Annotated in this window: 19 protein-coding genes and 1 riboswitch; of the genes, 11 read left to right on the forward strand and 8 right to left on the reverse strand. The window is 72.0% G+C overall.

Annotated features, from left to right (window positions below):
* Positions 1-22 precede the first annotated feature (22 nt).
* On the reverse strand, positions 23-985 hold the full coding sequence (locus ABD999_RS31065; protein ID WP_219543906.1) for a golvesin C-terminal-like domain-containing protein: 963 nt from the start codon (positions 983-985) through the stop codon (positions 23-25).
* A 225-nt stretch (positions 986-1,210) separates the two neighbouring features.
* Here ABD999_RS31065 and ABD999_RS31070 point away from each other — a divergent pair, with 225 nt between their 5' ends.
* Entirely contained in the window at positions 1,211-3,499 is a 2,289-nt protein-coding gene (locus tag ABD999_RS31070) for a polysaccharide lyase 8 family protein (protein ID WP_271277753.1), read from the forward strand.
* Between the two features lie 198 nt (positions 3,500-3,697).
* The gene (locus tag ABD999_RS31075; RefSeq protein WP_271277752.1) at positions 3,698-5,302 is read left to right on the forward strand and encodes a hypothetical protein; all 1,605 of its coding nucleotides are present in this window, start codon (positions 3,698-3,700) and stop codon (positions 5,300-5,302) included.
* A 47-nt stretch (positions 5,303-5,349) separates the two neighbouring features.
* On the opposite strand, the gene ABD999_RS31080 is transcribed toward ABD999_RS31075, so the two are convergent.
* The gene (locus ABD999_RS31080) at positions 5,350-6,588 is read right to left on the reverse strand and encodes an aminotransferase class V-fold PLP-dependent enzyme (protein ID WP_271277751.1); all 1,239 of its coding nucleotides are present in this window, start codon (positions 6,586-6,588) and stop codon (positions 5,350-5,352) included.
* Between ABD999_RS31080 and ABD999_RS31085 the strand changes: the two genes are divergently transcribed.
* The 5 genes from ABD999_RS31085 to ABD999_RS31105 all read left to right on the forward strand — a co-directional run bounded on the left by ABD999_RS31085 (position 6,587) and on the right by ABD999_RS31105 (position 11,950).
* Positions 6,587-7,981 carry an aminotransferase-like domain-containing protein gene (locus tag ABD999_RS31085; protein ID WP_271277750.1) on the forward strand — a complete coding sequence of 465 codons (1,395 nt, stop codon included), beginning with the start codon at positions 6,587-6,589 and terminating at the stop codon, positions 7,979-7,981. The two genes, ABD999_RS31080 and ABD999_RS31085, sit on opposite strands and share 2 nt — an antisense overlap.
* Positions 7,982-8,198: 217 nt before the next feature.
* Positions 8,199-10,550 (forward strand): sensor histidine kinase, encoded by a 2,352-nt coding sequence (locus tag ABD999_RS31090; RefSeq protein ID WP_271277749.1) that lies wholly within the window; start codon positions 8,199-8,201, stop codon positions 10,548-10,550.
* Positions 10,550-10,975, forward strand: coding sequence for a roadblock/LC7 domain-containing protein (locus ABD999_RS31095; RefSeq protein WP_148034344.1), 426 nt, complete (start codon positions 10,550-10,552; stop codon positions 10,973-10,975). The genes ABD999_RS31090 and ABD999_RS31095 overlap by 1 nt, the downstream gene beginning before the upstream one ends.
* The gene (locus ABD999_RS31100) at positions 10,972-11,370 is read left to right on the forward strand and encodes a DUF742 domain-containing protein (protein ID WP_148029748.1); all 399 of its coding nucleotides are present in this window, start codon (positions 10,972-10,974) and stop codon (positions 11,368-11,370) included. The genes ABD999_RS31095 and ABD999_RS31100 overlap by 4 nt, the downstream gene beginning before the upstream one ends.
* Positions 11,351-11,950: a GTP-binding protein gene (locus ABD999_RS31105; RefSeq protein WP_148029747.1), complete on the forward strand. Its 600-nt coding sequence runs from the start codon at positions 11,351-11,353 to the stop codon at positions 11,948-11,950. Before ABD999_RS31100 ends, ABD999_RS31105 begins: the two co-directional genes overlap by 20 nt.
* Before the next feature lie 47 nt (positions 11,951-11,997).
* Here the strand turns inward: ABD999_RS31105 and ABD999_RS31110 are convergent, their stop codons facing one another.
* The 4 genes from ABD999_RS31110 to ABD999_RS31125 form a co-directional block, all read right to left on the reverse strand.
* Positions 11,998-12,912 carry a DUF1838 family protein gene (locus tag ABD999_RS31110; RefSeq protein ID WP_271277748.1) on the reverse strand — a complete coding sequence of 305 codons (915 nt, stop codon included), beginning with the start codon at positions 12,910-12,912 and terminating at the stop codon, positions 11,998-12,000.
* 138 nt (positions 12,913-13,050) lie between these two features.
* Complete coding sequence (locus ABD999_RS31115) at positions 13,051-14,061, reverse strand: zinc-dependent alcohol dehydrogenase (RefSeq protein ID WP_271277747.1); 1,011 nt, start codon at positions 14,059-14,061, stop codon at positions 13,051-13,053.
* Positions 14,058-14,906 (reverse strand): fumarylacetoacetate hydrolase family protein, encoded by an 849-nt coding sequence (locus ABD999_RS31120; RefSeq protein WP_271277746.1) that lies wholly within the window; start codon positions 14,904-14,906, stop codon positions 14,058-14,060. Before ABD999_RS31120 ends, ABD999_RS31115 begins: the two co-directional genes overlap by 4 nt.
* A 12-nt stretch (positions 14,907-14,918) precedes the next feature.
* Positions 14,919-15,695 carry an IclR family transcriptional regulator gene (locus tag ABD999_RS31125; protein ID WP_148029743.1) on the reverse strand — a complete coding sequence of 259 codons (777 nt, stop codon included), beginning with the start codon at positions 15,693-15,695 and terminating at the stop codon, positions 14,919-14,921.
* Positions 15,696-15,829: 134 nt separating this feature from the next.
* Between ABD999_RS31125 and ABD999_RS31130 the strand changes: the two genes are divergently transcribed.
* From ABD999_RS31130 to ABD999_RS31145, 4 genes are all read left to right on the forward strand, one after another.
* Positions 15,830-16,504 carry an SDR family NAD(P)-dependent oxidoreductase gene (locus ABD999_RS31130; RefSeq protein ID WP_271277745.1) on the forward strand — a complete coding sequence of 225 codons (675 nt, stop codon included), beginning with the start codon at positions 15,830-15,832 and terminating at the stop codon, positions 16,502-16,504.
* Positions 16,505-16,608: 104 nt separating this feature from the next.
* Positions 16,609-16,751: riboswitch (cyclic di-AMP (ydaO/yuaA leader) on the forward strand.
* Positions 16,752-16,762: 11 nt separating this feature from the next.
* Positions 16,763-17,644, forward strand: a complete 882-nt coding sequence (locus ABD999_RS31135) for a D-alanyl-D-alanine carboxypeptidase family protein (RefSeq protein ID WP_271277744.1) — start codon at positions 16,763-16,765, stop codon at positions 17,642-17,644.
* A gap of 228 nt (positions 17,645-17,872) precedes the next feature.
* Positions 17,873-19,219 carry a hemolysin family protein gene (locus ABD999_RS31140; RefSeq protein ID WP_271277743.1) on the forward strand — a complete coding sequence of 449 codons (1,347 nt, stop codon included), beginning with the start codon at positions 17,873-17,875 and terminating at the stop codon, positions 19,217-19,219.
* Complete coding sequence (locus ABD999_RS31145) at positions 19,216-20,247, forward strand: hemolysin family protein (protein WP_271277742.1); 1,032 nt, start codon at positions 19,216-19,218, stop codon at positions 20,245-20,247. Before ABD999_RS31140 ends, ABD999_RS31145 begins: the two co-directional genes overlap by 4 nt.
* A gap of 104 nt (positions 20,248-20,351) precedes the next feature.
* On the opposite strand, the gene ABD999_RS31150 is transcribed toward ABD999_RS31145, so the two are convergent.
* A complete protein-coding gene (locus ABD999_RS31150) occupies positions 20,352-20,498 on the reverse strand; it encodes a hypothetical protein (protein ID WP_271277741.1) in 147 nt (48 codons plus the stop codon).
* 129 nt (positions 20,499-20,627) lie between these two features.
* Entirely contained in the window at positions 20,628-21,389 is a 762-nt protein-coding gene (locus ABD999_RS31155; protein WP_345483034.1) for a FadR/GntR family transcriptional regulator, read from the reverse strand.
* Between the last annotated feature and the right edge of the window lie 80 nt (positions 21,390-21,469).

The following is a 21,469-nucleotide window of genomic DNA, read 5'->3' on the forward strand; positions in this document are numbered from 1 at the left end:
CTGCCGGCGGGCTCACCGTCGGTCAGCCGAGCGGGATGACCGGTTCGGTCGAACGGGTGGCGTAGAAGCAGCCCGTGGTGGGCAGGCTGCTCGCCGCCGGCGGCGTGGCGCCGTCGTAGACGGCCAGCAGGAAGTTCTGCGGGCACCGTCTGGTGCTGCCGGTACGGATGCCGAAGTGCAGGTGCGGACCGGTCGAGTTGCCGGTGTTGCCGGTCAGCCCGATCTGCTGCCCGGGGGCGACGGCCGCGCCGTTGGAGACCGACCACGACGAGAAGTGGCAGTACGTGTAGACGGCCCCGTCGGTTCCGGTCAGGTTGATGCCGCGCCCGCACGAGCTGTCGTCGATGACCGTCACCGTGCCGGCGCGCACCGCGTACGCCGGGGTGCCGGTCCAGACCGGGAGGTCGATCGCGGGGTAGTCGTGGTGCGGGTCGTCGTACTCGCCGCGGGGCAGCGCGCTCCGGGGGACGGGCAGCGAGAACGCGACCGCTCCGGTCGAGGAGGTGATCCGGACGGCGTCGGCGACGACGTAGCCGGGCTGGCTGGTCCAGCGGCTGACGCCGACCACGTTGTAGTCGCCGGCGGCCAGGGTGAAGGTGCCGAGGCTGACCCAGCGGCCGCCGTTGGCGCGCTGGTCGACGACCACGCTGCGGGTGCCGCCTGTGGTCGCCACCATGAACGGGGTCGCGCTGTTGTAGCCGGCGTCCGCCGGATACCAGACCTCGACCAGGTGGGCCCCGGCCTCGGCGATCGACGCCTTGAACCAGGCGGCGTCGCTCGTGACGGTGTTCGGTGCCGCGAACCGGTAGTCCGCGCCGTGCCGCTGGGCGGACCATGCCGACGTGCCCCAGTCGGGGCCTGCGGTGAACCGTCCGGCGGTGGCGTTGTCGACCGTGGTGGTCGCGGCCGCCGCGGGGTCCGCCGGGCCGAGCAGGACCAGAGAGGCCGCCACGACGGTGGATAACCAGCGGGTGATGATTCTCATGGGCTGTTCCCTTGGGGGGTAGAGGGAATGACAGGTGAAAGTATTCAACCAACATGGAATCGTCAATGAAAGATATCTCCATCAACCGGTTGCTCAGCCCGAGGTCAGCGGCCTGAGTTACGGGAGGTTCGGGCGCGGCTCACCGTGGCAGAGTCGAGATAGCCACTCGCCCGTCAACCTATGATCTTTTCATGTGATATCCGCCAGATTGTCGGAAAGGCCTTCATGATTCACCCCCTCAGCCGGCGGTCCGCCCTGCTGGGCGCCGCGGCCGTGACCGGTCTCGCCCTCGGGGACAGACCGGCCGAGGCGGTCGGGAGGGCCGCGTTCGACGCCGCGCGTGAGCGCTGGGTGGACCTGCTGGCCGGCGGGACGTACCACGCCGCCCACGCCGACAAGACGCGGGCGGTCGAGGGCTCGGCCCACGCGGTGCTGCGCAAGCTGAGGCCCGACCACGATCGGCCGAGCCTGTGGCCGGACCTGCCGCTGGACGACCCCCGGACGGGCGACTTCAACCGCGCCTACAACCGGATGCGCACCCTGGCGCTGGGCTGGGCCACGCCGGGCACCGCCATGCACCGGGACGAGCAGGTCGCCGAGACGGCGGCCAGGGCGCTGGACTTCCTGTACGAGCACGCCTACCACGAGAAGCTCGACCCGAGGGGCAGCAACTGGTACTGGTGGGAGATCGGCGTGCCCCGCTCGCTGACCGACACCTGCGCGCTGATGTACGACGGCCTGCCCCAGGATCGCCTCAGACGCTGGCTGCGCCCGTTACGCCGCTGGTGCCCCGACCCTGAGCGGCGCGTCAGTCACCCCGGGGTGGTCGAGACCGGCGCCAACCGGGCGAGCAAGGCCATGGCCGTGGCGATGCGGGGACTGCTGACCCACGACGCCCGCCTCGTCAAGCGGGCCAAGGACGCGGTCTCCGACCTGCTGCGGACGACCAGGGGCCCGGGCGACGGCTTCCACCGCGACGGCTCGTTCATCCAGCACGACGTGTACCCCTACACCGGCAGCTACGGCGTCGACTACCTGGAGAGCGTGGCCAAACTGATCGCCATGCTCGCCGGCTCGCCCTGGGCGATCCCCGACAGCGGGAAGGTCCACGACATCGTGGACCGCTCCTTCGTGCCGTTCGTCTTCGACGGGCTGATGATGGACTGCGTACGCGGCCGGGCCATCTCACGCCAGGGCCACCGCGACTACCACGCGGGGCAGAGGACGGTCGAGGCCATCCTCACCCTGCTGGAGGCGGCGCCCGAGCGCCATGCCAGGCGCTGGCGGCCGATGGTGAAGGGCTGGCTCACCCGCAACCAGGCCGTCCCGTACGAGACGCTCGCGCCGCCGGCGAGCATCGCGAAGGCCAGGGCCCTGCTGGAGGACCCGTCCGTGCCGGTCGGACCGCGCACGACGGGCACGTACGTCTTCCCCGACATGGACCGGGTCGTGCACCGCCGCCCCACCTGGGCCTTCGCGATCGCGATGAGCTCGGAGCGGATCGGCGCGGCCGAGGCCATGAACCGGGAGAACCTGCGCGGCTGGTACACCGGCGACGGCATGACGTACCTCTACACCGACGACCTCACCCACTGGAACGACGACCTGTGGCCCACGATCGACCCGTACCGGCTGCCGGGCACCACGGTCGACCGCCGCAGGCGCGCCGACCTCCGGCACGGCGAGCGCCGCCTGCCGCCCACCCCGTGGGCCGGTGGCGTGGCGCTCGACGGCGGGTACGGCGTGGCGGCCATGAGGCTGGTCGCCGGCGGCTCGTCGCTGCGGGCCAAGAAGGCGTGGTTCCTGCTCGACGACGCGGTGATCGCGCTCGGCGCCGGCATCACGGCCTCCGACGGCCGCCGCGTCGAGACCGTGGTGGAGAACCGCAACACCCACGACTGCCACCCCGCGCTGACCCGGGGCGACGACTGGATCCACCTGTCCGGCGTGGGCGGCTACGCGCTGCTCGACCGCACCGCCCCGAAGCTGGTCCGCGAGAAGCGCACCGGCCGCTGGCGCGACATCGACAAGGGCGCCACCACCGGAGGCGACACCACCCGCGTCACCAGGCACTACACGACGATCCTCGTCGACCACGGCATCGACCCGCGCAAGGCGCGCTACGCCTACGCCGTGCTGCCCGGCGCTTCCTTCGCCCGGACCTCGACCTACCGCGAGGAGGTCGAGATCCTCGCCAACAACGGAACGGCGCAGGCGATCTCCCGCGACGGCCTGCTCGCCGCCGTCTTCTGGCGCGCGGGGACCGTGAAGACGCCGGACGGGCCACTCGCCGCCGACGGCCCGTGCGCGCTGCTGGTCCACCGCGACGGCGGGCGGGCCAGGCTCGCGGTCTCCGACCCGTCCAGGACCGCCGGCGAGGTGAGGATCACGCTGCCCTGGGCGGTGAAGTCGCTCGGGGAACACGACCGCGGCGTCCGCAGAGCCAAACGGGCGGTCAAGATCGAGCTGGACGGCACCCGCGGGCGCACCCGCACCGCGGTGCTGCGGGTCTGATCCCTCGCCTGGACTGTTCGACTGATCGACGTCGTCGGATGGCGACGCGTAGTCGATCTTGACCCGGCATCAGTTTTCTGGCTTGATCGTTTTCGTTCGCGTCCTTGCCAGGAACGGAGTACCCACGTGCGCTTCTCCCCATCGGAACGGTCAGGCATCGCCCGGACCGTACGTCGGCTGGTCGCTTTCCTGTGTGCCATGACCATGACGACCGGCCTCGTCACCGCCGTGGCACCCGTGGCCTCGGCCGCCGACTCGATGACAGAGCTCGGCTTCATCAACAACCGGCGGGGCAACAGCGACGTGGCCGCTGGAGGAGGCAAGGTCTTCGTTTCCGGAAATGACCGGATCGTGGTCGCGGACACCAGTGGGGAACTGGTCGGCGCGATCACCGATCTGGCAGGGCCGGCAGGACTCGCGGCGGCACCTGACGGCACCCGCGTGTATGCGGCGCTGTATGAGTCGCACGAGGTCATCGAGATCGACACCGCGACCCTCGCAGTCACGCGGCGGATCGACTTCGCGGCGCACCCGTGCCCGGTCAGTCTGTCGCTGTCCGGCGATGTGCTGTGGACCGCGTACGGGTGCGACCGTGGCGTCGGTGGTGTCGCCGGTCTCGATGTGTCGGCCCCGGCGCCGCAACCTGTCGCGGTCGTGACGGGGAGGTACACGCCACCTTTGATCGCCGCCGCGGGGAACACGCTGGTGCTCGGTGACTCCCGCGTCGAACCAGTCGATCTCCAGGTGTACGACGTGAGCGCAGGTTCCGTCGAGTTGCGCGGCGAGATCGACGAGGGCGCCCATGCCATGACCAACCTGAGAGATCTCGCCGTCACACCGGATGGCTCGAAGGCCGTGCTGACCTTCTCGGACCGGTACGAGACCTGGGACACCACGAGTCTGACCAGGGTCCGGGTCTACGGCGAGGACATGTCGGCCCAGGGCTATGCGGCAGCCGTGGCGGTCAGCCCGGATGGCAGTCATATCGTGGGCGGGTGGACCACTCGAGGCGTCGAACTGTACGACGTGGCGACGGGGGCCACGACCTACTCGCAGAAGAGTCCTACCGGGTGGCCCAACCCCGTGATCATCAGCGGAGGGGTGACCGTCGCCGGTGATGACGTCTTCGCCGTGCTGTGGGTCCCCGGCTCCGAAAGGCTCCGCCTGTGGCGGCTGGAAGACGCCACTCTGGTGCAGACGACCATGACCTTGACGGCTCCGGAAGAGGCCACGGCACTGGAGCCGCTCACCCTGACCGGCCGTGTCACCCGGGCTGACGGCGCGGCTCCGGGAAGGCAACGGCTGGAGGTGTCCCACCGGCTGCCCGACGGGACCAGCACGGCCCTCCGCCGTGCACGGACAGCGGCAGACGGTACGTTCACCATCACCGTCACCCCGCCGGTCGCCGGGACGGTCGGCTATGACGTGAACTGGCCCGGTGCCGCCGGCGTCCGAGGGAGCACGGCATCGGTGGCGGTGATGGTGTCCCTGCAGTCGGCGTTCGTGACGTTGACCGGGCCCGTGGACGGAGTCGTCGGAAAGCGGCTCCGCTTCAAAGGCGAGTTGAAGTTCGGCGACCAGGCGCCCACCACACGCCCGTCGTTGACGGTGATGCGTGAAAGCGCCGATGGCGTCGTCGAGGACCTCGGCACGGTGCGGGTCGCCAGGAACGGGTCGTTCCGCTTCGACGACCGACCCGATCAGGAGGGCAGGTACATCTACGGGGTCTGGTGGGATGGTGACGATGCCACCGAACACGCGGGTGCCGCCCGGCACGTCACGGTGAGGCCCGGAAACGGCTGAAGCCGGTCTCGAAGGCGGGTGAGCCGGTCGTCGGCGACGGCGATCGGCTACCGCCCGTGGCCCGCGGCGGTGAGGCCGGCGACCGCCGCGACGACCTCGTCCACCTCCTGTTCGGTGTTGTAGTAGTGCGGCGACAGGCGCAGGCACCAGTCGACGTCCTTGTCGCCGAAGTCGAACTGCGCGAAGTGGCGGAAGCTGAGCGCCGAGTTGATCCGGCGGGCGTCCATGGCCGCCTTGAACGGCTCCGGCTCCCAGCCGTCCACGGCGAAGGTGACCAGGGCGCCCAGGCGCCGGCCGTGGTCGAGGACGCGGATCCCGGGCAGGCCGGCGAGCGCGTCGCGCAGGCGGGCGGCCAGGGCGGGGGTGCGGCGGCCGATGGCGTCCATGCCGACCTCGCGGGCGTAGCGCGCGGCGGCCGCGCAGCCGAGGACGAGGGCGTACGGGAACTCCCAGTCCTCGAACCTGGCCGCCGTCTCGACCGGCTCGTAGCGGCCCGGCTCGACCCAGCGCGCACCGTACATGTCGATGAACAGCGGTTCGTAGCCCGCGCGCAGCACCCGGTCGGACACGTACAGGAAGCCGGAGCCGCGGGGGCCGCGCAGGAACTTGCGGCAGGTGGCGGTGAGCAGGTCGCAGCCGATCTCCTCGACGTCGATCGGGTACTGGCCGACGGACTGGCAGGCGTCGACCAGGTAGAGCAGGTCCAGTTCGCGGCAGAGCCGGCCGATCTCGGCGACCGGCTGGACCAGGCCGGAGTTGGTGGGGATGTGGGTGACGGTAACCAGGCGCGGGCGGTGCAGGCGCATCAGCGCGGCCATCGCCGCCACGTCCACCCCGCCCTCGGGCACGTCGGGCGCGTGCACGATCCGTACGCCGAACCTCTTGCGCAGCGACAGGAAGGCGATCTGGTTGGAGATGAAGTCGTTGCGGGTGGTGAGGATGACGTCGCCGGCCTCGAACGGGATCGCCGACAGGGCGGTGGAGAACGCGTGGGTGGCGCTACCGGCGAAGGCGATGTTCTCGGGAGCGCAGTTGATCAGCGCGGCGGTCTCGGCGTAGAAGCCGCGGACCTGCTCGGCGCGGGCGGCCGCGGCCTCGTACCCGCCGAGGTCGGCCTCCAGCCGCAGGTGGTCGACCATCGCGGCCAGCACGGGCGCGGCCATGAGGCCGCAACCGGCGTTGTTGAAGTGCACGACGCCCGCGGCCCCGGGAGTGTCGGCGCGCAGGGCGGCGACGTCCAGAAGCGGTTCTGGGGAGATGCTGGAAGCGCTATTATCGATCCTCATGTCCGACGGTAGCAGTTCGGTCGAGCTGGCGGCCAGGCTTCGCGCGGAGATCGAGCGGCTGGCGCCGGGTGACCGGCTGCCGAGCAGCCGGGAGCTGATCCGGCGCCACCGGGTGGGCCCGGCCACCGTGTCGCAGGCGATCGCCACGCTGGCCGCCGAGGGCGTGGTGGTCACCCGTCCGGGCAGCGGCACCTACGTCGCCGCCCGCGCCCGGCGGCGCGCCGAGGTGGCCGACACCTCCTGGCAGACCGTCACCCTCGCCGACCGGAGCGTGGACACCCGCCTCCTCACCGACGCCGGCGGCCCGCCGCCCGCGGGGACGATCATGCTGGACGGCGGCTACCTGCATCGGTCGCTCCAGCCCGGCAAGATCCTGACCGCGGCGCTGGCCCGCGCGGCGCGCCGCCCCGACGCCTGGGACCGCGCCCCCGCCGGCGGCCTGGCGGCCCTGCGCAGCGTGTTCGCCACCATGGCCGGCGACGGCGTGCACGCGGACGACATCCTGGTCACCGCCGGCGGGCAGAGCGCCCTGTCCATGGCGTTCCGCGCCATCGCCGGGCCCGGCGACCCCGTCCTGGTGGAGTCGCCCACCTACCCGGGGGCGATCGCGGCGGCCAGAGCGGCCGGCCTGCGCCCGGTCCCGGTGCCCATGGACGCCGACGGCCTGCGGCCCGGCCTCCTGGCCGACGCCTTCGGCATGACCCGCGCCCGCCTGCTCTACTGCCAGCCGACCCATCACAACCCCACCGGCGCCGTGCTGGCGCCGCCACGCCGCAGGGAGATCATCGACGCGGCCAGGGCGGCGGGCGCGTTCGTGATCGAGGACGACTTCGCGCGGCACCTCGGCCACGGCACGCCGGTGCCGCCGCCCCTGCTGGCCGACGACCGCGACGGCACCGTGATCTACCTGACCTCGCTCACCAAGCCGGCGGCGCCGAGCCTGCGCATCGGCGCCCTGGTGGCCCGGGGCCCCGTGATGGCACGCCTGCGCGCCGTCCGGCTGGTCGACGACTTCTTCATCAGCCGCCCGCTCCAGGAGACCGCGCTCGAACTCCTCAGCTCTCCGGCCTGGGAACGGCATGTCCGCGCCCTGGCGGTGGCGCTGCGGGAGCGGTGCGGGACGCTGGCGGCCGCCGTCACGCGCGAGCTCCCCGGCTGGACACTCGACCGCGTCCCCGCGGGCGGGCTCCACCTCTGGGTCCGCCTGCCGCACGGCGCCGACGAGACCGCGGTCGCCGGCACGGCCCGTCAGCACGGCGTCGCCGTCAGCGCCGGCGACCGCTTCTTCGCCACCGAGCTCCCCGCCGCCTACCTGCGCCTCAGTTTCGCCGGCGCCGCCGACCGGGCCGAGCTGATCGAAGCCGTACGCCGGCTCGCGTCCTCCGGTCCCTGACGCGCGATCCCACATCTCAGGGCGCCCCCCGGTCAGAGCACTCCGGGAAGCCCGACCCGTACTGGCAAATCGGGGGCTTTCGACTCAACTGCCTCATGGCTACGATCGGGCATCGGTCGCCGATGTGGCGATCTTCTCCAAGAACGCACCGATCGCCGAGGAGAGTGTCCCGCACGTGGCTGAGTCAGGCAGGACCGGGCGACAACGGACGGGGACGATGGACGACGGGAACGGGTTAGCGGGGCCGTCCGGCGACGGCCCGCGGCGACGGGGCGGTGTCCGGCGGCTGCCGTTGCGCACCGTGCTGCTCATCGTCGTGTTCGTGCCGAGCCTGACCTTCGCCCCGCTGCTCGCTTCGGGCATGAACCAGTTGTTCACGCAGTGGCAGGCGGAGAAGGCCCAGATGGACCTGGCCACCACCACGGTGGGCGTACCCGCGTCCGCCCTGTTCTTCGGCCTCGACCGGGAGCGGCGGCTCACCGCGGAGGTGCTGGCCGGCTCGGCGAGCGCCCGCGCCGAGCTCACCGAGCAGCGCCGGGTGACCGACCAGGCCGTGGCGGCGTTCCGTCCGCTGACCGCCCTGGACGTCCCCGACGCGCAGGAAGGGCTCGCCGACGCCATCGCCAGGACCGATCGCGGTCTCGGCCTCCTCGCCGAGCAGCGCCGGGCGGTGGACGCCGGCCGGTCCGGCGCGCAGCGCGCGTTCGACTACTACAGCGGCGTCCTGGAGTCGGGCCTCGGCGTCCTGACCACGCTCGGCAGGACCGACGAGGGCCAGGTCAACAGGGAGGCGCAGGCGCTGAGCGACCTTTACTGGGTCGTCAACCTGCTCGGCCGCGAAGACGCCGTGCTGGCCCGCGGCTGGGGGACGGGGCGCCTGACGAGGGACGAGTACGTCCTCGTCTCCGACGCCATCGGCGCCAGGAACCACCTCATGCGCTCCCGGGTGATCCCCGCTCTCAAGGGCGACGAGACCCCGTACGCGAAGCTGACGGACGGCAAGGCGTGGGCGACCATGACCGCCATGGAGGAGCGGCTGATCACCAGCGCCCCCGAGGGCGACCAGGTGACGCTCCGCGGCGACAGCGTCGCCTGGCGCTCCTCGGTGGAGGCGGTCACCGGGCAGCTGCGGCAACTGCTCGACCTCCGGTTCGAGAACGTCAGCAAGATCGGTTACGACCACGCCCGCATGGTCTTCACCGTCTTCGTCAGCATCTCCAGCGTCGGCCTGCTCGCCCTGGCTCTGGTGATCTTCACCAGCTGGCGGCTCACCGCCATTCTCCGCCGCCGCATCCTGCACCTGCGCCACGAGGCCCACGAGCTCCAGGAGCGGCTGCCCGACGTGGTCGCCCGGCTCGAACGCGGCGAGGACGTCGACGTGGACGCGGAGGTGCGCACGCTCCAGCCCACGCCCGACGAGCTCGGCGAGCTCGGGCAGGCGCTCAACCTGGCCAGCCGCAGCGCCGTGCTCACCGCCGTGCGGCAGGCCGAGCAGCACCGCGGCTTCCAGCGCATGCTCCAGCGCATCGCCCGCCGCACCCAGATCCTCATCGGCCTGCAGCTGAAGAAGCTGGACGAGCTGGAGCGCAGGCACGAGGACCCCGAGGTGCTGGAGGGCCTGTTCGACCTGGACCACCTCACCGCCCGGCTGCGCCGCTACGAGGAGAACCTGGTGATCCTCGGCGGCGGGCAGCCGCAGCGCCGCTGGCGCAAGCCCGTCCACCTGCTCGACGTCCTGCGCGCCGCGCAGGGCGAGGTCCAGGACTACCGCCGGATCGCGATCGACGTCGAGGGCGAGTCCTGGATCGCGGAGCGCGCGGTCGGACCGCTGGTCCACGTCCTGGCCGAGCTCATGGAGAACGCCACCGCCTTCTCCAGGCCGCTGACCCCCGTGGAGGTGCGCGCCGCGCCGGTCAGCCGGGGCGTCGCCGTGGAGATCGAGGACCGGGGCCTGGGCATGGAGCCCGAGCAGTACGACGCCGCCAACGACCTGCTGCGGTCGCCGCCGCGGCTCGACGTGATGACCCACGCCGACGACGTGCGTCTCGGCCTGTACGTGGTCGCCCGGCTCTCCGCGGGCCTGGGACTCAAGGTGGAGCTGCGGTCGTCGGCCTTCGGCGGCACCCGGGTCATCGTGCTGATCCCCGAGTCGCTGGTGGTGGACCGGCCCCGCGCGGTGCCGGTTCCCGAGGAGGTCTCCAGTCCCCGGGAAGACGCCCGCCCGGCTCACGAGGACGGCGATCTGCCGGCCCGTTCCAGAGGACGCGCGATGGCGCACGTGACCGCCTCGGCGTCACCGGAACGGGACGACGCCCCGGCGTCGTCCGGCCTCCGGCCGCTCCCCCAGCGGGTGCGCCAGGCCAGCCTCGCCGCGGAGCTCAAGGTCCCGGCGGCCAGAGACGAACGGACCGGCCAGGAGTTCGCCGTGCGCGACCAGCCCGGCCGGTCCAGCGCCGCGATCGGCGCCTTCCAGAGGCAGTCCCGCAAGCGCCGGACCGGTGACGACGCCTCCCGGCCCGGGCAGGGCGGATCCGCCGAGTCCAGTTCCCCTACGACGGAAGATCGATGATGACGCAGCGCACCACCGCCACGAACATAGACGTGGACTGGCTCCTGGACGGCCTGGTCGACCGGGTCGCGGGCACCCGGCACGCCATCGTGCTGTCCGACGACGGCCTGGTGATCAGCCGGTCCAGGACCATCGAACGCGCGGACGCCGAACGCCTGGCGGCGATCGCCACCGGCCAGCAGAGCCTGGCCCGCGGCGTGGGGCAGCTGTTCAGCGGCGGCCCGGTCCACCAGGTGATCATCGAGATGGCCGACCTGTGGCTGTTCGTCACGGCCGCGGGCCGGGGGACCCATCTGGCCGTGGTCGCGTCCCAGGAGGTCGACGCCGAGCTGATGAGCGTCGCGATGCACACCCTGATCCAGCAGGTGGGCCAGGCGCTGGGCACCGAGGCGCGCCCCCCGCATGACGGGGGGAGACACGGATGAGGCACTGGACGGAGGGCTTCGAGGACGAAGACGCCGACGAGTCCCTCGTCCGTCCCTACACGATCACCGGCGGACGGACCGCGCCCGAGCGGGACGACCTGGCACTGATCACCCTGGTGACGACGGTCTCCGAGGCCTTTCCGGAAGCCGCGCGCGGCCGGAGAAGGATGCAGCCGGAGCACCGCACCATCTTCACGCTCTGCAAGCGGCCGCTGGCGGTGGCCGAGGTCGCCGCCGCGCTGAACCTGCCGGTGTCGGTGACCAAGATCCTCATCGGCGACCTGATCGAGTCGGGTCAGGTGCTGGCCCGGCCGCCGCTCTCCTTCGCACAGGCAGGCGGTTTCCCCGACATGGCAATCCTTGAGGCGGTGAGGGATGGGCTACGCGAACTCTGACCATGCGGACGCCGCTCCCCTGGCAGTGAAGATCCTGGTCGCCGGCGGTTTCGGCGTCGGGAAGACGACCCTGGTCGGCGCGGTGAGCGAGGTCGCCCCCCTGCGCACGGAGGAGTACCTGACCCACGCCAGTGTCGGCGTCGACGACCTGGAGGGCGTGGGCGGCAAGTCCACCACCACCGTCGCGCTGGACTTCGGCCGCATCACCATCAACAGGCAGCTCGTGCTCTACCTGTTCGGCACGCCCGGCCAGGAGCGCTTCTGGTTCATGTGGAACGACCTCGTCAACGGGGCGATGGGCGCGGTCGTCCTGGTGGACACCCGCCGGCTGGAGGTGAGCTTCGCGTCGATCGACTTCTTCGAGAGCCGCGGCATCCCCTTCGTCGTCGGCGTCAACTGCTTCCACGGTGTCCGTGACCGGACGCGGGAGGAGATCCGCAAGGCGCTCGACCTCGACCCGCAGGTGCCGCTGGTGCTCGGTGACGCCCGCGACCGGGCGGCGGGGCGCGACGTGCTGCTGGCGCTCATCGACCACCTGATGGCCACCCGGTCCCGCACCGCGCCGCATCCCGTGGCCTGACGCGTCCTACCAGGCGGAGCCGTCGTGGCTCCGCCTCGGCGGGCGGTTCAGGCGCGGCCGTTGGCGGCGCACCAGCTCGCCCAGGTGGTGGCGCCCTTGCCGAGCTGCTTGTTGTAGAAGGACGTCCACGAGTTCTCGCTCGGCCCAGGCGCGCCGGGGGCGGCCTTGTACAGCGGATGGCTCTTCTCGACCTCGGCCCGCAGCCACGGCTCGATGTCGGCGTACGAGCTCAGCGACCAACTGCGGGCGTGGTAGGTGAGCTGGCCGCGCACGTCGGTCTCCGCCAGGCACATGAACGGCGCCCACGGGCTGGTCCGCGACCAGCTGATCTTCGTCTTCATCGCGCCGGACGGGACGCCGGGCTTGGTGCGGGCCGCCGCCTCGCGGTCGTCCACGGAGAAGTCGAACATCTCCTGCGCCGCGTACACGCCGCCGACCAGGCCGAACCGCTCGCCGAGGGTGGCGCCGAAGTCCGTCCGCACGGGGATGTCGCTGGTCCACACGGTCTCGTCGTGCAGGCGCTGCAGCGGCGGGCCGACGTAGGAGGAAGTGATCGGGAACGGGCCGAAGTTGACCGTGTCGTTGTTGATGGGGACGACGGGATACGTCTTGCCGTCGACCGGGTTCTTCCACGTGCGCACGACGTGCTTCGGGTCGGCCGGGTCGGTGTAGAAGACGATCTCGCGGGAGAGCTGGTAGAGCTGGGTCGTCCCGGGGACCCGGTACAGCCGCCGGATGTTGTAACCCTCGATGTTGAAGAGCTTCTGGCCGTGGCGTAGCTCCGGGTCCAGGCTGTTGCCCTCGATGTTCGCGTACACCGAGCCGGAGATCCGGAAGACCATGTCCTTCCCGTCCGGGCGTCCGAACGTCTGGAGGGAGAGCTTCGCGCTCTTGTCGGTGACCGTCTTGTAGACGGGCCCGGGGTCTGTGGGGGCGCCGCCGTCCGCCGCCGCGCCCGGCATGCCGGTACCGAGGACCAGGACGACAAGGGCTAAGAGCCCCGTAACACTTCGTTTTAACACATGAACGCCTTTCACTTGGAGACGCAAGCGAACAGCGCCATATGTGATCATGCCGAGCGAAGGGTTGTCCAGGCGGCGTCAGCGCCGGGGGTCGATGTGGATCTTCGGACCGGCGCCTCCGGGACGGCGGCCGGCGAGCACGCCGGCCGTATCGGCGAGGCCGACCGTGGCCGCGACCAGCGGGCGGGCGTCCACCGAGCCGTCGGCGTAGGCGGCGATCGCGCCGGCCAGACCGGCCGAGCCGCCCAGGATGCCGACGGCGGTGACGTCCTTGAGTACGAGGTCGCGGGTGTCGAGGGTGGACGGGCTCCGGGCCAGGCCGATGTAGACGAGGCGACCGGCGGGTTCGACGAGGTCGAGCGCGAGTGCGGGCAGTCCGGGCGCGTTGGAGGCGTCGATGACGGCGTGCCAGGGCAGCGCGGGCAGCGACGCCCTGGTCCAGGCGCCGGTGAAGCCGAGGTCCGCGGCCAGGCGCAGGCCCTCGTCGTCGCGGCCCATCAGGTGGACCTCGACGCCTTGGGCGCGGGCGAACAGCGCCGCCAGCAGGCCGATCGTGCCAGTCCCCAGGACCAGCAGCCGCTCGCCCGGATCCAGGGCGGCGCCGCGGACGGCCCGCAGCGCGTTGCCGCCGGGTTCGACGAGGGCGCCGAGCGCGGGGTCCACGGTGTCCGGCAGCCGGTGCAGGGCGGTGACGGGCAGGGCGACTTGTTCGGCCAGCGCGCCGGGGCGGCCCCGGCTGATGCCGATCTCGGCCAGCTCGGCGCACACGTGGTGGCGGCCGGCGCGGCAGCGGGCGCAGTGGCCGCAGCCGAGCATGGTGTCGCCGGTGACGCGGCGGCCGAGCCAGGCGGGGTCGACGCCCTCGCCGGCGGCGGTGACGCGCCCGCACCACTCGTGGCCCGGCCGTAACGGGTAACGGGACCGGCCGGTGCTCAGATAGCTCATGTGGCCGGTGAACAGCTCGACGTCGGTGCCGCACACGCCGGCCCTTTCGACGTCCACCACCACCTCCCCGGGCGCGGCGACCGGCGGCTCGACCTCCTGGACCTCCGCCTCCCCCGGGCCGGTCAACACCAGCGCCCGCGTCACCGGGGGCCGATCACCTTCTGGCGCTGGCTGCCCAGGCCGTCGATGCCCAGCTCCATCACGTCGCCGGGCCGGAGCCAGACGGGCGGGTTCTGGCCCATGCCGACCCCGGGCGGGGTGCCGGTGTTGATCAGGTCCCCCGGCTCCAGCACCATGAACTGGCTCAGGTGGTGCACGATGACGTACGGGTCGAAGATCATCGTCTTGGTGGTGCCGGTCTGGCGGCGCACGCCGTTGACCGTCAGCCACATGCCGAGGTTCGTGACGTCGGCGATCTCGTCAGGGGTGACGAGCCAGGGACCGGCCGGGTTGAAGGTCTCGGCGGACTTGCCCTTGCTCCACTGGCCGCCGCGCTCCATCTGGAAGGCGCGCTCGCTGACGTCGTTGACCACGCAGTAGCCGGCGATGGCGTCGCGGGCCTCCTCCACCGAGTCGAGGTAGGAGGTGCGCCTGCCGATGACGATGCCGAGCTCGACCTCCCAGTCGGTCTTGGTGGAGCCGCGCGGGATCCGCACGTCGTCGTACGGCCCGACGAGGGTGTTGGGTGACTTGGTGAACAGGATCGGCTCGTCGGGGACGGCCTGGCCGGTCTCGGCGGCGTGGTCGCTGTAGTTGAGGCCGATGCAGAGGATCTGGTGCGGCCTGGCGATCGGGGCGCCGACGCGCTCGCCGGCGAACGCGCGGTGCTGACCTGTGGCGACCCGGTCGGCGAGCAGGGCGGCGCCGCCCCGGGCGAAGAACCGCTCGTCGAAGTCGGGGGTGACGTCGGAGACGTCGATGTAGTGGGTCTCGTCCACGCGGACGACGGGCTTCTCGGCGCCTGGCGCGCCGATGCGCATGAGCTGCACGTGTCTTCTCCGTTAGCTGGAAGGGGGCCGATCGCCGGAGACGATGGCGAGGATGGCGGGCAGGTCGTCCACGAGCGCCCGCACGGGGGTGCGGTAGGCGAGGCCGCTGATGCTGATGGCGCCGCTGGGCACGGTGGGCGAGGTCAGGTAGGCCGGGACCGCCAGGCAGTTGACGCCCGGCTCGTTCTCCTGGTCGTCGACGGCATAGCCCTGCCTGCGGACCCGTACCAGCTCGGCGTGCAGCTCCCCGGCCGTGCCGATGGAGCGGCCGGTGGGCCGCTCCAGCGTCCTGTCGCCCACCCAGGCGCGCACCGCGTCCTCGTCGGGCAGGGCGGCGGCCAGCAGCATCTTTCCCACGCCGGTGCAGTGGGCCGGGTTGCGGCCGCCCACCACGGAGCTCAGCCGCACCGCCCCGGACGGCGGGTCGAGCTTGGAGCGGTAGACGACCCAGGGGCCGTCGAGCACCGCGTAGTGCACCGTCTCGCCGTACCGGTCGCACAGCGCCTCAAGGATCGGGGTCACGCGGACGTGGTCGGGGCGGGCCTCGTGGTGGGCGAAGGCCATCCGCAGGAACTCGTCGCCGAGCACGTAGCGGCCGTGTCCGTGCCGGCTGGCGAACCCGGCGCGGCGCAGCGAGGCCAGCGCGCGGTGCACCGTCGGCTTCGAGCTGTCCACCGCCCGCGCCATCTCCTCCAGCCCCACCCCGTCGGGGTGACGGGCCAGCTCCGCGAGCACCGCCAGCACGCGATCGGAGCCTACGAGTCGCTGCTCCTCCGTCCATTCGGGCATATTCCGTACGTTAGACCGTCGTTCCAGGAAACGGAAGTTGCTCCCGGCGAAGCCTTCCCCCGGGCGGCGGGAGCCGGTTAGCCTCACAGAGAGTTCCACTCATGTGTTAATGATTCCAACTATTGGAAAGAGACATGCGCACCGCTCTCATCACCGGCGGGGTCAGCGGCCTGGGCAGAGCCGCCGCCGTCCGCCTGGAAGCCGACGGCGTCCGGGTCGTCACCCTCGACGTCGCCGACGGCGCGGACCTGGTCGTGGACGTCACCGACGCCGCCGCCGTCCAGGCCGCCGCCGACGAGATCGGCCCGGTCGACATCCTGGTCAACTCCGCCGGGATCGTCGGCCCCAACGCCCCGCTCTGGCAGCTCCCGCTCGACGGCTGGCGGCGCACCTTCGAGGTCAACGTCGACGGCACCTTCCACACCTGCCGCGCCTTCGTGCCCGGCATGCGCGAGCGCGGGTGGGGCCGCGTCGTCAACATCGCCAGCATGGCCGGCAAGGACGGCAACCCCAACATGGCGCCGTACTCCGCCTCGAAGGCCGCCGTCATCGCGCTGACCAAGTCGCTCGGCAAGGAACTCGCCACCAGCGGCGTGCTGGCCAACGTGATCGCCCCGGCCGTCATCGAGACCCCGATGAACGCCGACACCGGCCCGGAGGCGCTGGCGCACATCACCGGGCTCATCCCGATGCGCCGCGTCGGCCGCCCCGAGGAGGTCGCCGAACTGATCGCCTGGCTGGCCTCCGACAAGGTCAGCTTCTCCACCGGCGCCGTGTACGACATCAGCGGGGGACGCGCCACGTACTGAGCTTCATAGGCGAACATTTGACCGTTTTGTGCCTTTTTGCTACGTTTGAGGCTTGCAGCAGCGGGGTCCGCCATGCGACCGCTGTGTTCTGCCCGGACCGCGCCTTCGCGCGGCCGCCTAATCCGCCATCCGGCGGAGCCGGGGACCCACTCTCCTTCCGGGGTGAATCGGCGCCCGATCTCGCGCCGTAGGGCACTTCCACGCCCGAACCCGTCAGCTAACCCGGTAGGCGGCATGGAAGCTAGGAGCAATCCCTTCATGCGTCTCACCCAGCGGATCAGCAGTGCCCTGCTCGGCCTCGCCGTAGCCACGGGCGCCATGACCACCGCCGCCGGCGCCGCGCAGGCCGCCACTCCGGCCGCGGCCGTCGAGCGGCCCCTCGCCAACGCCCCCTCCGTGGCCGGCAGCGCCGCGTACCTGATGGACGCGGAGAGCGGCGAGGTGCACTTCAGCAAGGAGGCCGACCTGCGCAGGCCGGTCGCCAGCCTCACCAAGGCGATGACCGCCTACACCGTGCTCAAGCAGGCCAAGCCGACGGACAAGGTCACGATCACCGCCGAGGACGTCGAGTACGGCAGCCAGGGCGGCGCGTCGGTGGCCCACCTGCGCGCCGGCGACACCCTCACCGTCGAGAACCTGCTGTACGGGCTGATGCTCCCGTCCGGCGCCGACGCCGCGCACGCGCTCGCCCGCGCCTACGGCCCCGGCGTGCCCGGGTTCGTCGCCGAGATGAACGACACCGCCCGCAAGCTCGGCATGACCGACACCGTGTACGTGAACGCCGACGGCATGCCCTACCAGGGCGGCGGCCACTCCACCGCCCGCGACCAGGCGACGCTCGCCAAGGCGACGCTGGACGACCCGACCCTCAAGAAGATCACCTCGACCCGGTACCACGCCGTGGAGTCGACGTCCGAGCACGGCTCGTACGCGTGGAAGAACACCAACCGCCTCCTTTCCGCGCCGGGCGCCCTCGGCGTGAAGACCGGCTACACCAGGGACGCGGGCTACACGCTCGCCTTCGCCGGCGAGCGCGACGGCAACCGCCTGGTCGGCGTGATCCTCGGCGAGACCGACTCCGGCCGCCGCTTCCAGACCGCGCAGGCTCTGCTGGACTGGGGGCACGCGGGCAACCGATAGGTCCCTTTCCTGCTTGTTGCCTGGGAAGATGTGGCCTGGTGGCAGCCGGGGCCGCACGATCGGCTAGCGTCGAAAACGGCGCGTGCGGACGGTTCGTCCGGCACGCGCCCACTCGCCGGTCGCAGGTCCAGGCCCCGGCTTCGAAAGGAAAGAGATGGTGGAGCCGGTGCCGGCTGACCTGACCACGATTGAGCGCCGAGGCGCGGTGCCGGGACGGGAGTGCGCGCGATGAGCGTCGCGCTGGGCCTGGCGGCCATCTTCGTCCTCACCCTGGCCACCGGCTACTTCGTCGCCCAGGAGTTCGCCTACGTCACCGCCGACCGGCTCGCGCTGACGCAGCAGGCGGCCGCGGGCGACAAGAAGGCGGCCAAGGCCGTCAAGGTGCTGGAGCGGCTGTCGTTCATGCTGTCGGGCGCGCAGCTCGGCATCACCGTCACCGCGCTCGTGGTCGGCTTCATCGCCCGCCCGGCCCTGGCCGAGCTGATCTCACCCGCGCTGACCGCGCTCGGCATGCCCGCGGGGCTGGTGGACGCGGTGGCGCTGGCGATCGGGTTCGCGCTCGCCACGATCATCCAGATGGTGATCGGCGAGCTCGCCCCGAAGAACCTGGCGCTGGCCAGGCCGGAGCCGCTGGCCCGCGCGCTGGCTTCGTCGACCCTGATCTACCTGGCCGTGGCCGGGCCGATCATCAAGCTGTTCGACGCCACCGCCAACAGGCTGCTGCGCGCGGTCGGGATCGAGCCGGTCGAGGAGCTGCACCACGGCGCCACCCTGGAGGAGCTCGGCCACATCATCGGCGAGTCCGAGGCGCACGGCCACCTGCCCGGCAGCCAGGCCGACGTGCTGGAGCGGGCGCTCGCCTTCTCCGACCACACCGCCGAAGAGGTCATGGTGCCCCGGGCCGACGTGGTGGCCGTCGCCGCGTCGGCGACCGTCGCCGAGCTGGACGAGCTCATCGCCGCCCACGGCCACACGCATTATCCGGTGCTCGGCGCCACGCTGGACGACGTCGCCGGGCTGGTCAGCCTGCGTGACGTCGCCGCCGTGCCGACCGGCGCGGCGGCCACCACCCGGGTCGGCGACCTGGCCCGCGAGGTGCTCGTCGTGCCCTTCTCGCAGCCGCTGCCGGACCTGGCCGGCCAGCTCCACGCGCGCGGCGAGGAGGTGGCCTGCGTGGTCGACGAGCACGGCGGCCTGGCCGGCCTGGTCACCTGGGAGGACGTCGCCGAAGAGCTGGTCGGGGAGATCGCCGACGAGAACGACGCCGACACGCCCGCCGCGGTGCGCCGCGGCGACGGCTGGGAGCTGGACGCGGGCCTGCGGATAGACGAGATCGCCCTGGCCACGGACCTTAGCCTGCCGGACGAGGACGACTACGACACGCTGGCCGGGCTCATCCTGCACCGGCTGGGCCGCTTCGCCGTGCCCGGCGACGTGATCACCGCAGACCTGCCCGCCACCCTCGACCCCGGCGCGCCCACCCACGCCCGCATCGAGGTGCTGACCCTGAACCGCCACGTCCCCGAGCGCGTCCGCCTCACCCCGTACCGGCACGAAGGCGAGCAGCAGTCGTGAACCTGTCCCTGGGCCTGGCCCTCACCCTGTTCCTGCTCGCCGGCAACGGCTTCTTCGTGGCCGCCGAGTTCGCCCTGGTCGCCGCCAAGCGCCACCGCCTGGAGAAGGCCGCCGCGCAGGGCAGCCGGTCCGCCGCGGCGGCGCTGGCGGGGATCAAGGAGCTGTCGCTCATGCTGGCCGGCGCCCAGCTCGGCATCACGCTCTGCTCGCTCGGTCTCGGCGTGGTCTCCGAGCCGCTCATCGCCGGCACGCTCACCCCGCTGTTCCACGCCGCCGGCCTGCCCGAGGCCGCCGCGCACGCGGTCGCCTTCGTCATCGCGCTGGCCATCGTGACCTTCCTGCACATGGTCCTCGGCGAGATGGCGCCCAAGTCCTGGGCGATCGCTCATCCGGAGCGCTCGGCCACCGTCCTGGCGCTGCCGTTCCGCGGCTTCACGCTGGTCGTCCGTCCCGTGATCAGCGTGCTGAACGCCGTCAGCGACGCGCTGCTCCGCCTGTTCAAGGTCCGGCCCCGGGAGGGCGACGCCAACCCGCGCACTCCTGAGCAGCTCCAGCACCTGGTGGAGGAGTCGCGCAGGCTCGGGCTCATCGAGGCCGACGACCACGCCGTGCTCACCCAGGCCCTGCACGCCCCGAACACCGGCATCGCCGAGCTGATCACCCCGATCGACCGGATCGTCGGCGTGCCCGCCGCCGCCTCGGCCCAGGACGTGGTCGACGCCTGCCTGAACGCCGGACGCTCGCGCCTGATCGTCGGCCCCGCCGCGGCGCCGCTGGGCGTCGTCCACATCCGCGACGCCTACCTGGCGCGCCGCCGCTCCCGCGACGTCACCGCCGAGCAGCTCGCCTACCGCGTCCCGGCCCTGCACGCGGGCGCCTCGGTGTCGGACGCGGTGTCGGCGCTCCGGGCCGGCCACAGCCAGCTCGCGCTCGTCCGCGACGACGACGCCACGATCGGCATCGTCAGCCTCGACGACCTGCTGACCACCCTGCTGGTGCCAGGGAACGGGGAGCCGACGGCGCGCTGACGAGTCACGTGGCGATCCGGTCATTCCGAGGCCATGACGGGAGGAATGGCGCTCTGGCTCACGGTGATGCGCCCGGGCACCGAGCGCGCCGACGTACGGGCACGTCAGACGGCGTGGCTGCTGACCACGGCGCCCGTCGCGCTCACCCTGACCTGTGCGGGCCTGGCAGTCGGCGGCTCACCGGCCCTGCTCCCGTGGGCGATCATCGCGATGGCGGTCGTGCTCGGCGACGCCGTGGACGTTCCCTGCACGGCTGGGCGCACCCTGGCCGGTGGTCGTCGGCGGCGCGCTGATCGCCCTGGGAACCCTGATCTACCTGCTGATCCTCGTACGTCTGACGGCGAGACTCCGCTCGCCGGGCGTGAGCATCGGCGGCGGGCTCATCGGCCCCCGGGCCGTCCGTCCACGGCGTTCCCGGAATCCCGCAGGTGGGTGGCGAGCTGTTTGCGCACGGGCCCGTAGTGGGCCTCGATCGCCGCCTGGAAGGCGGCCACGTCGCGCCGCCGGGCGGCCGCCACGATCTCCGCGTGCGCGTCGGCGGTCTCGCGTCCGTCGGCGGTGGACGGGGCCAGCAACGGGGCGACCATGCTGTGGACGTCCCAGAACGCCCCGGTGAGCTGCTGGACGAGGTCGATCTTCAGCGGCTCCATGAGCAGCAGGTGGAAGGCGCGGTCCTGCTCGACGAACGTCTCCCCCTTGTCGGCCAGCTCCCGCATCTCGGACACCAGCGCGGCCAGGGCGTCGAAGTGGGGCTCCTCCAGAGCCGCCACGAGGGAGGCAGCCAGGCCCTGTTCGAGCAACTGCCGGACGCCGATCACCTCGCCGAGCACGGTGAAGTCGTCGCGGCTGCTGAGCTGGACGCGGAAGGCGAGGCTCTCCACCAGGGCCACCAGGGACAGGCGGCCGACGTACATGCCGTGGCCGTGCCGCACCTCCACGATGTCGAGGGCGCTCAGCGTCTTGATCGCCTCACGCACGCTGGAGCGGCTCGCCCCCAAGCTCTCGCAGAGCACGGACTCGGTGGGCAGCGGATCGCCGGGCTTCAGATGGTTCCGCAGGATGAACGCCTTGATCTGCTCCGTCACCTCCTGCCGCCGCAACGGATGCCGCCCCGTGGCGGGTCCAGGGAAGTCCAGCGTCATCTTCTGCCTTTCCCGCGATGCCGGTCTCTGGCGTGCACCCTAAGCATAGGACGTCAGACGTCGTACGCCTCCCGGCTTCA

It is taken from the genome of Nonomuraea ferruginea (assembly GCF_039540635.1).
In the GTDB taxonomy this organism is placed as follows: Bacteria; Actinomycetota; Actinomycetes; order Streptosporangiales; family Streptosporangiaceae; genus Nonomuraea; species Nonomuraea ferruginea.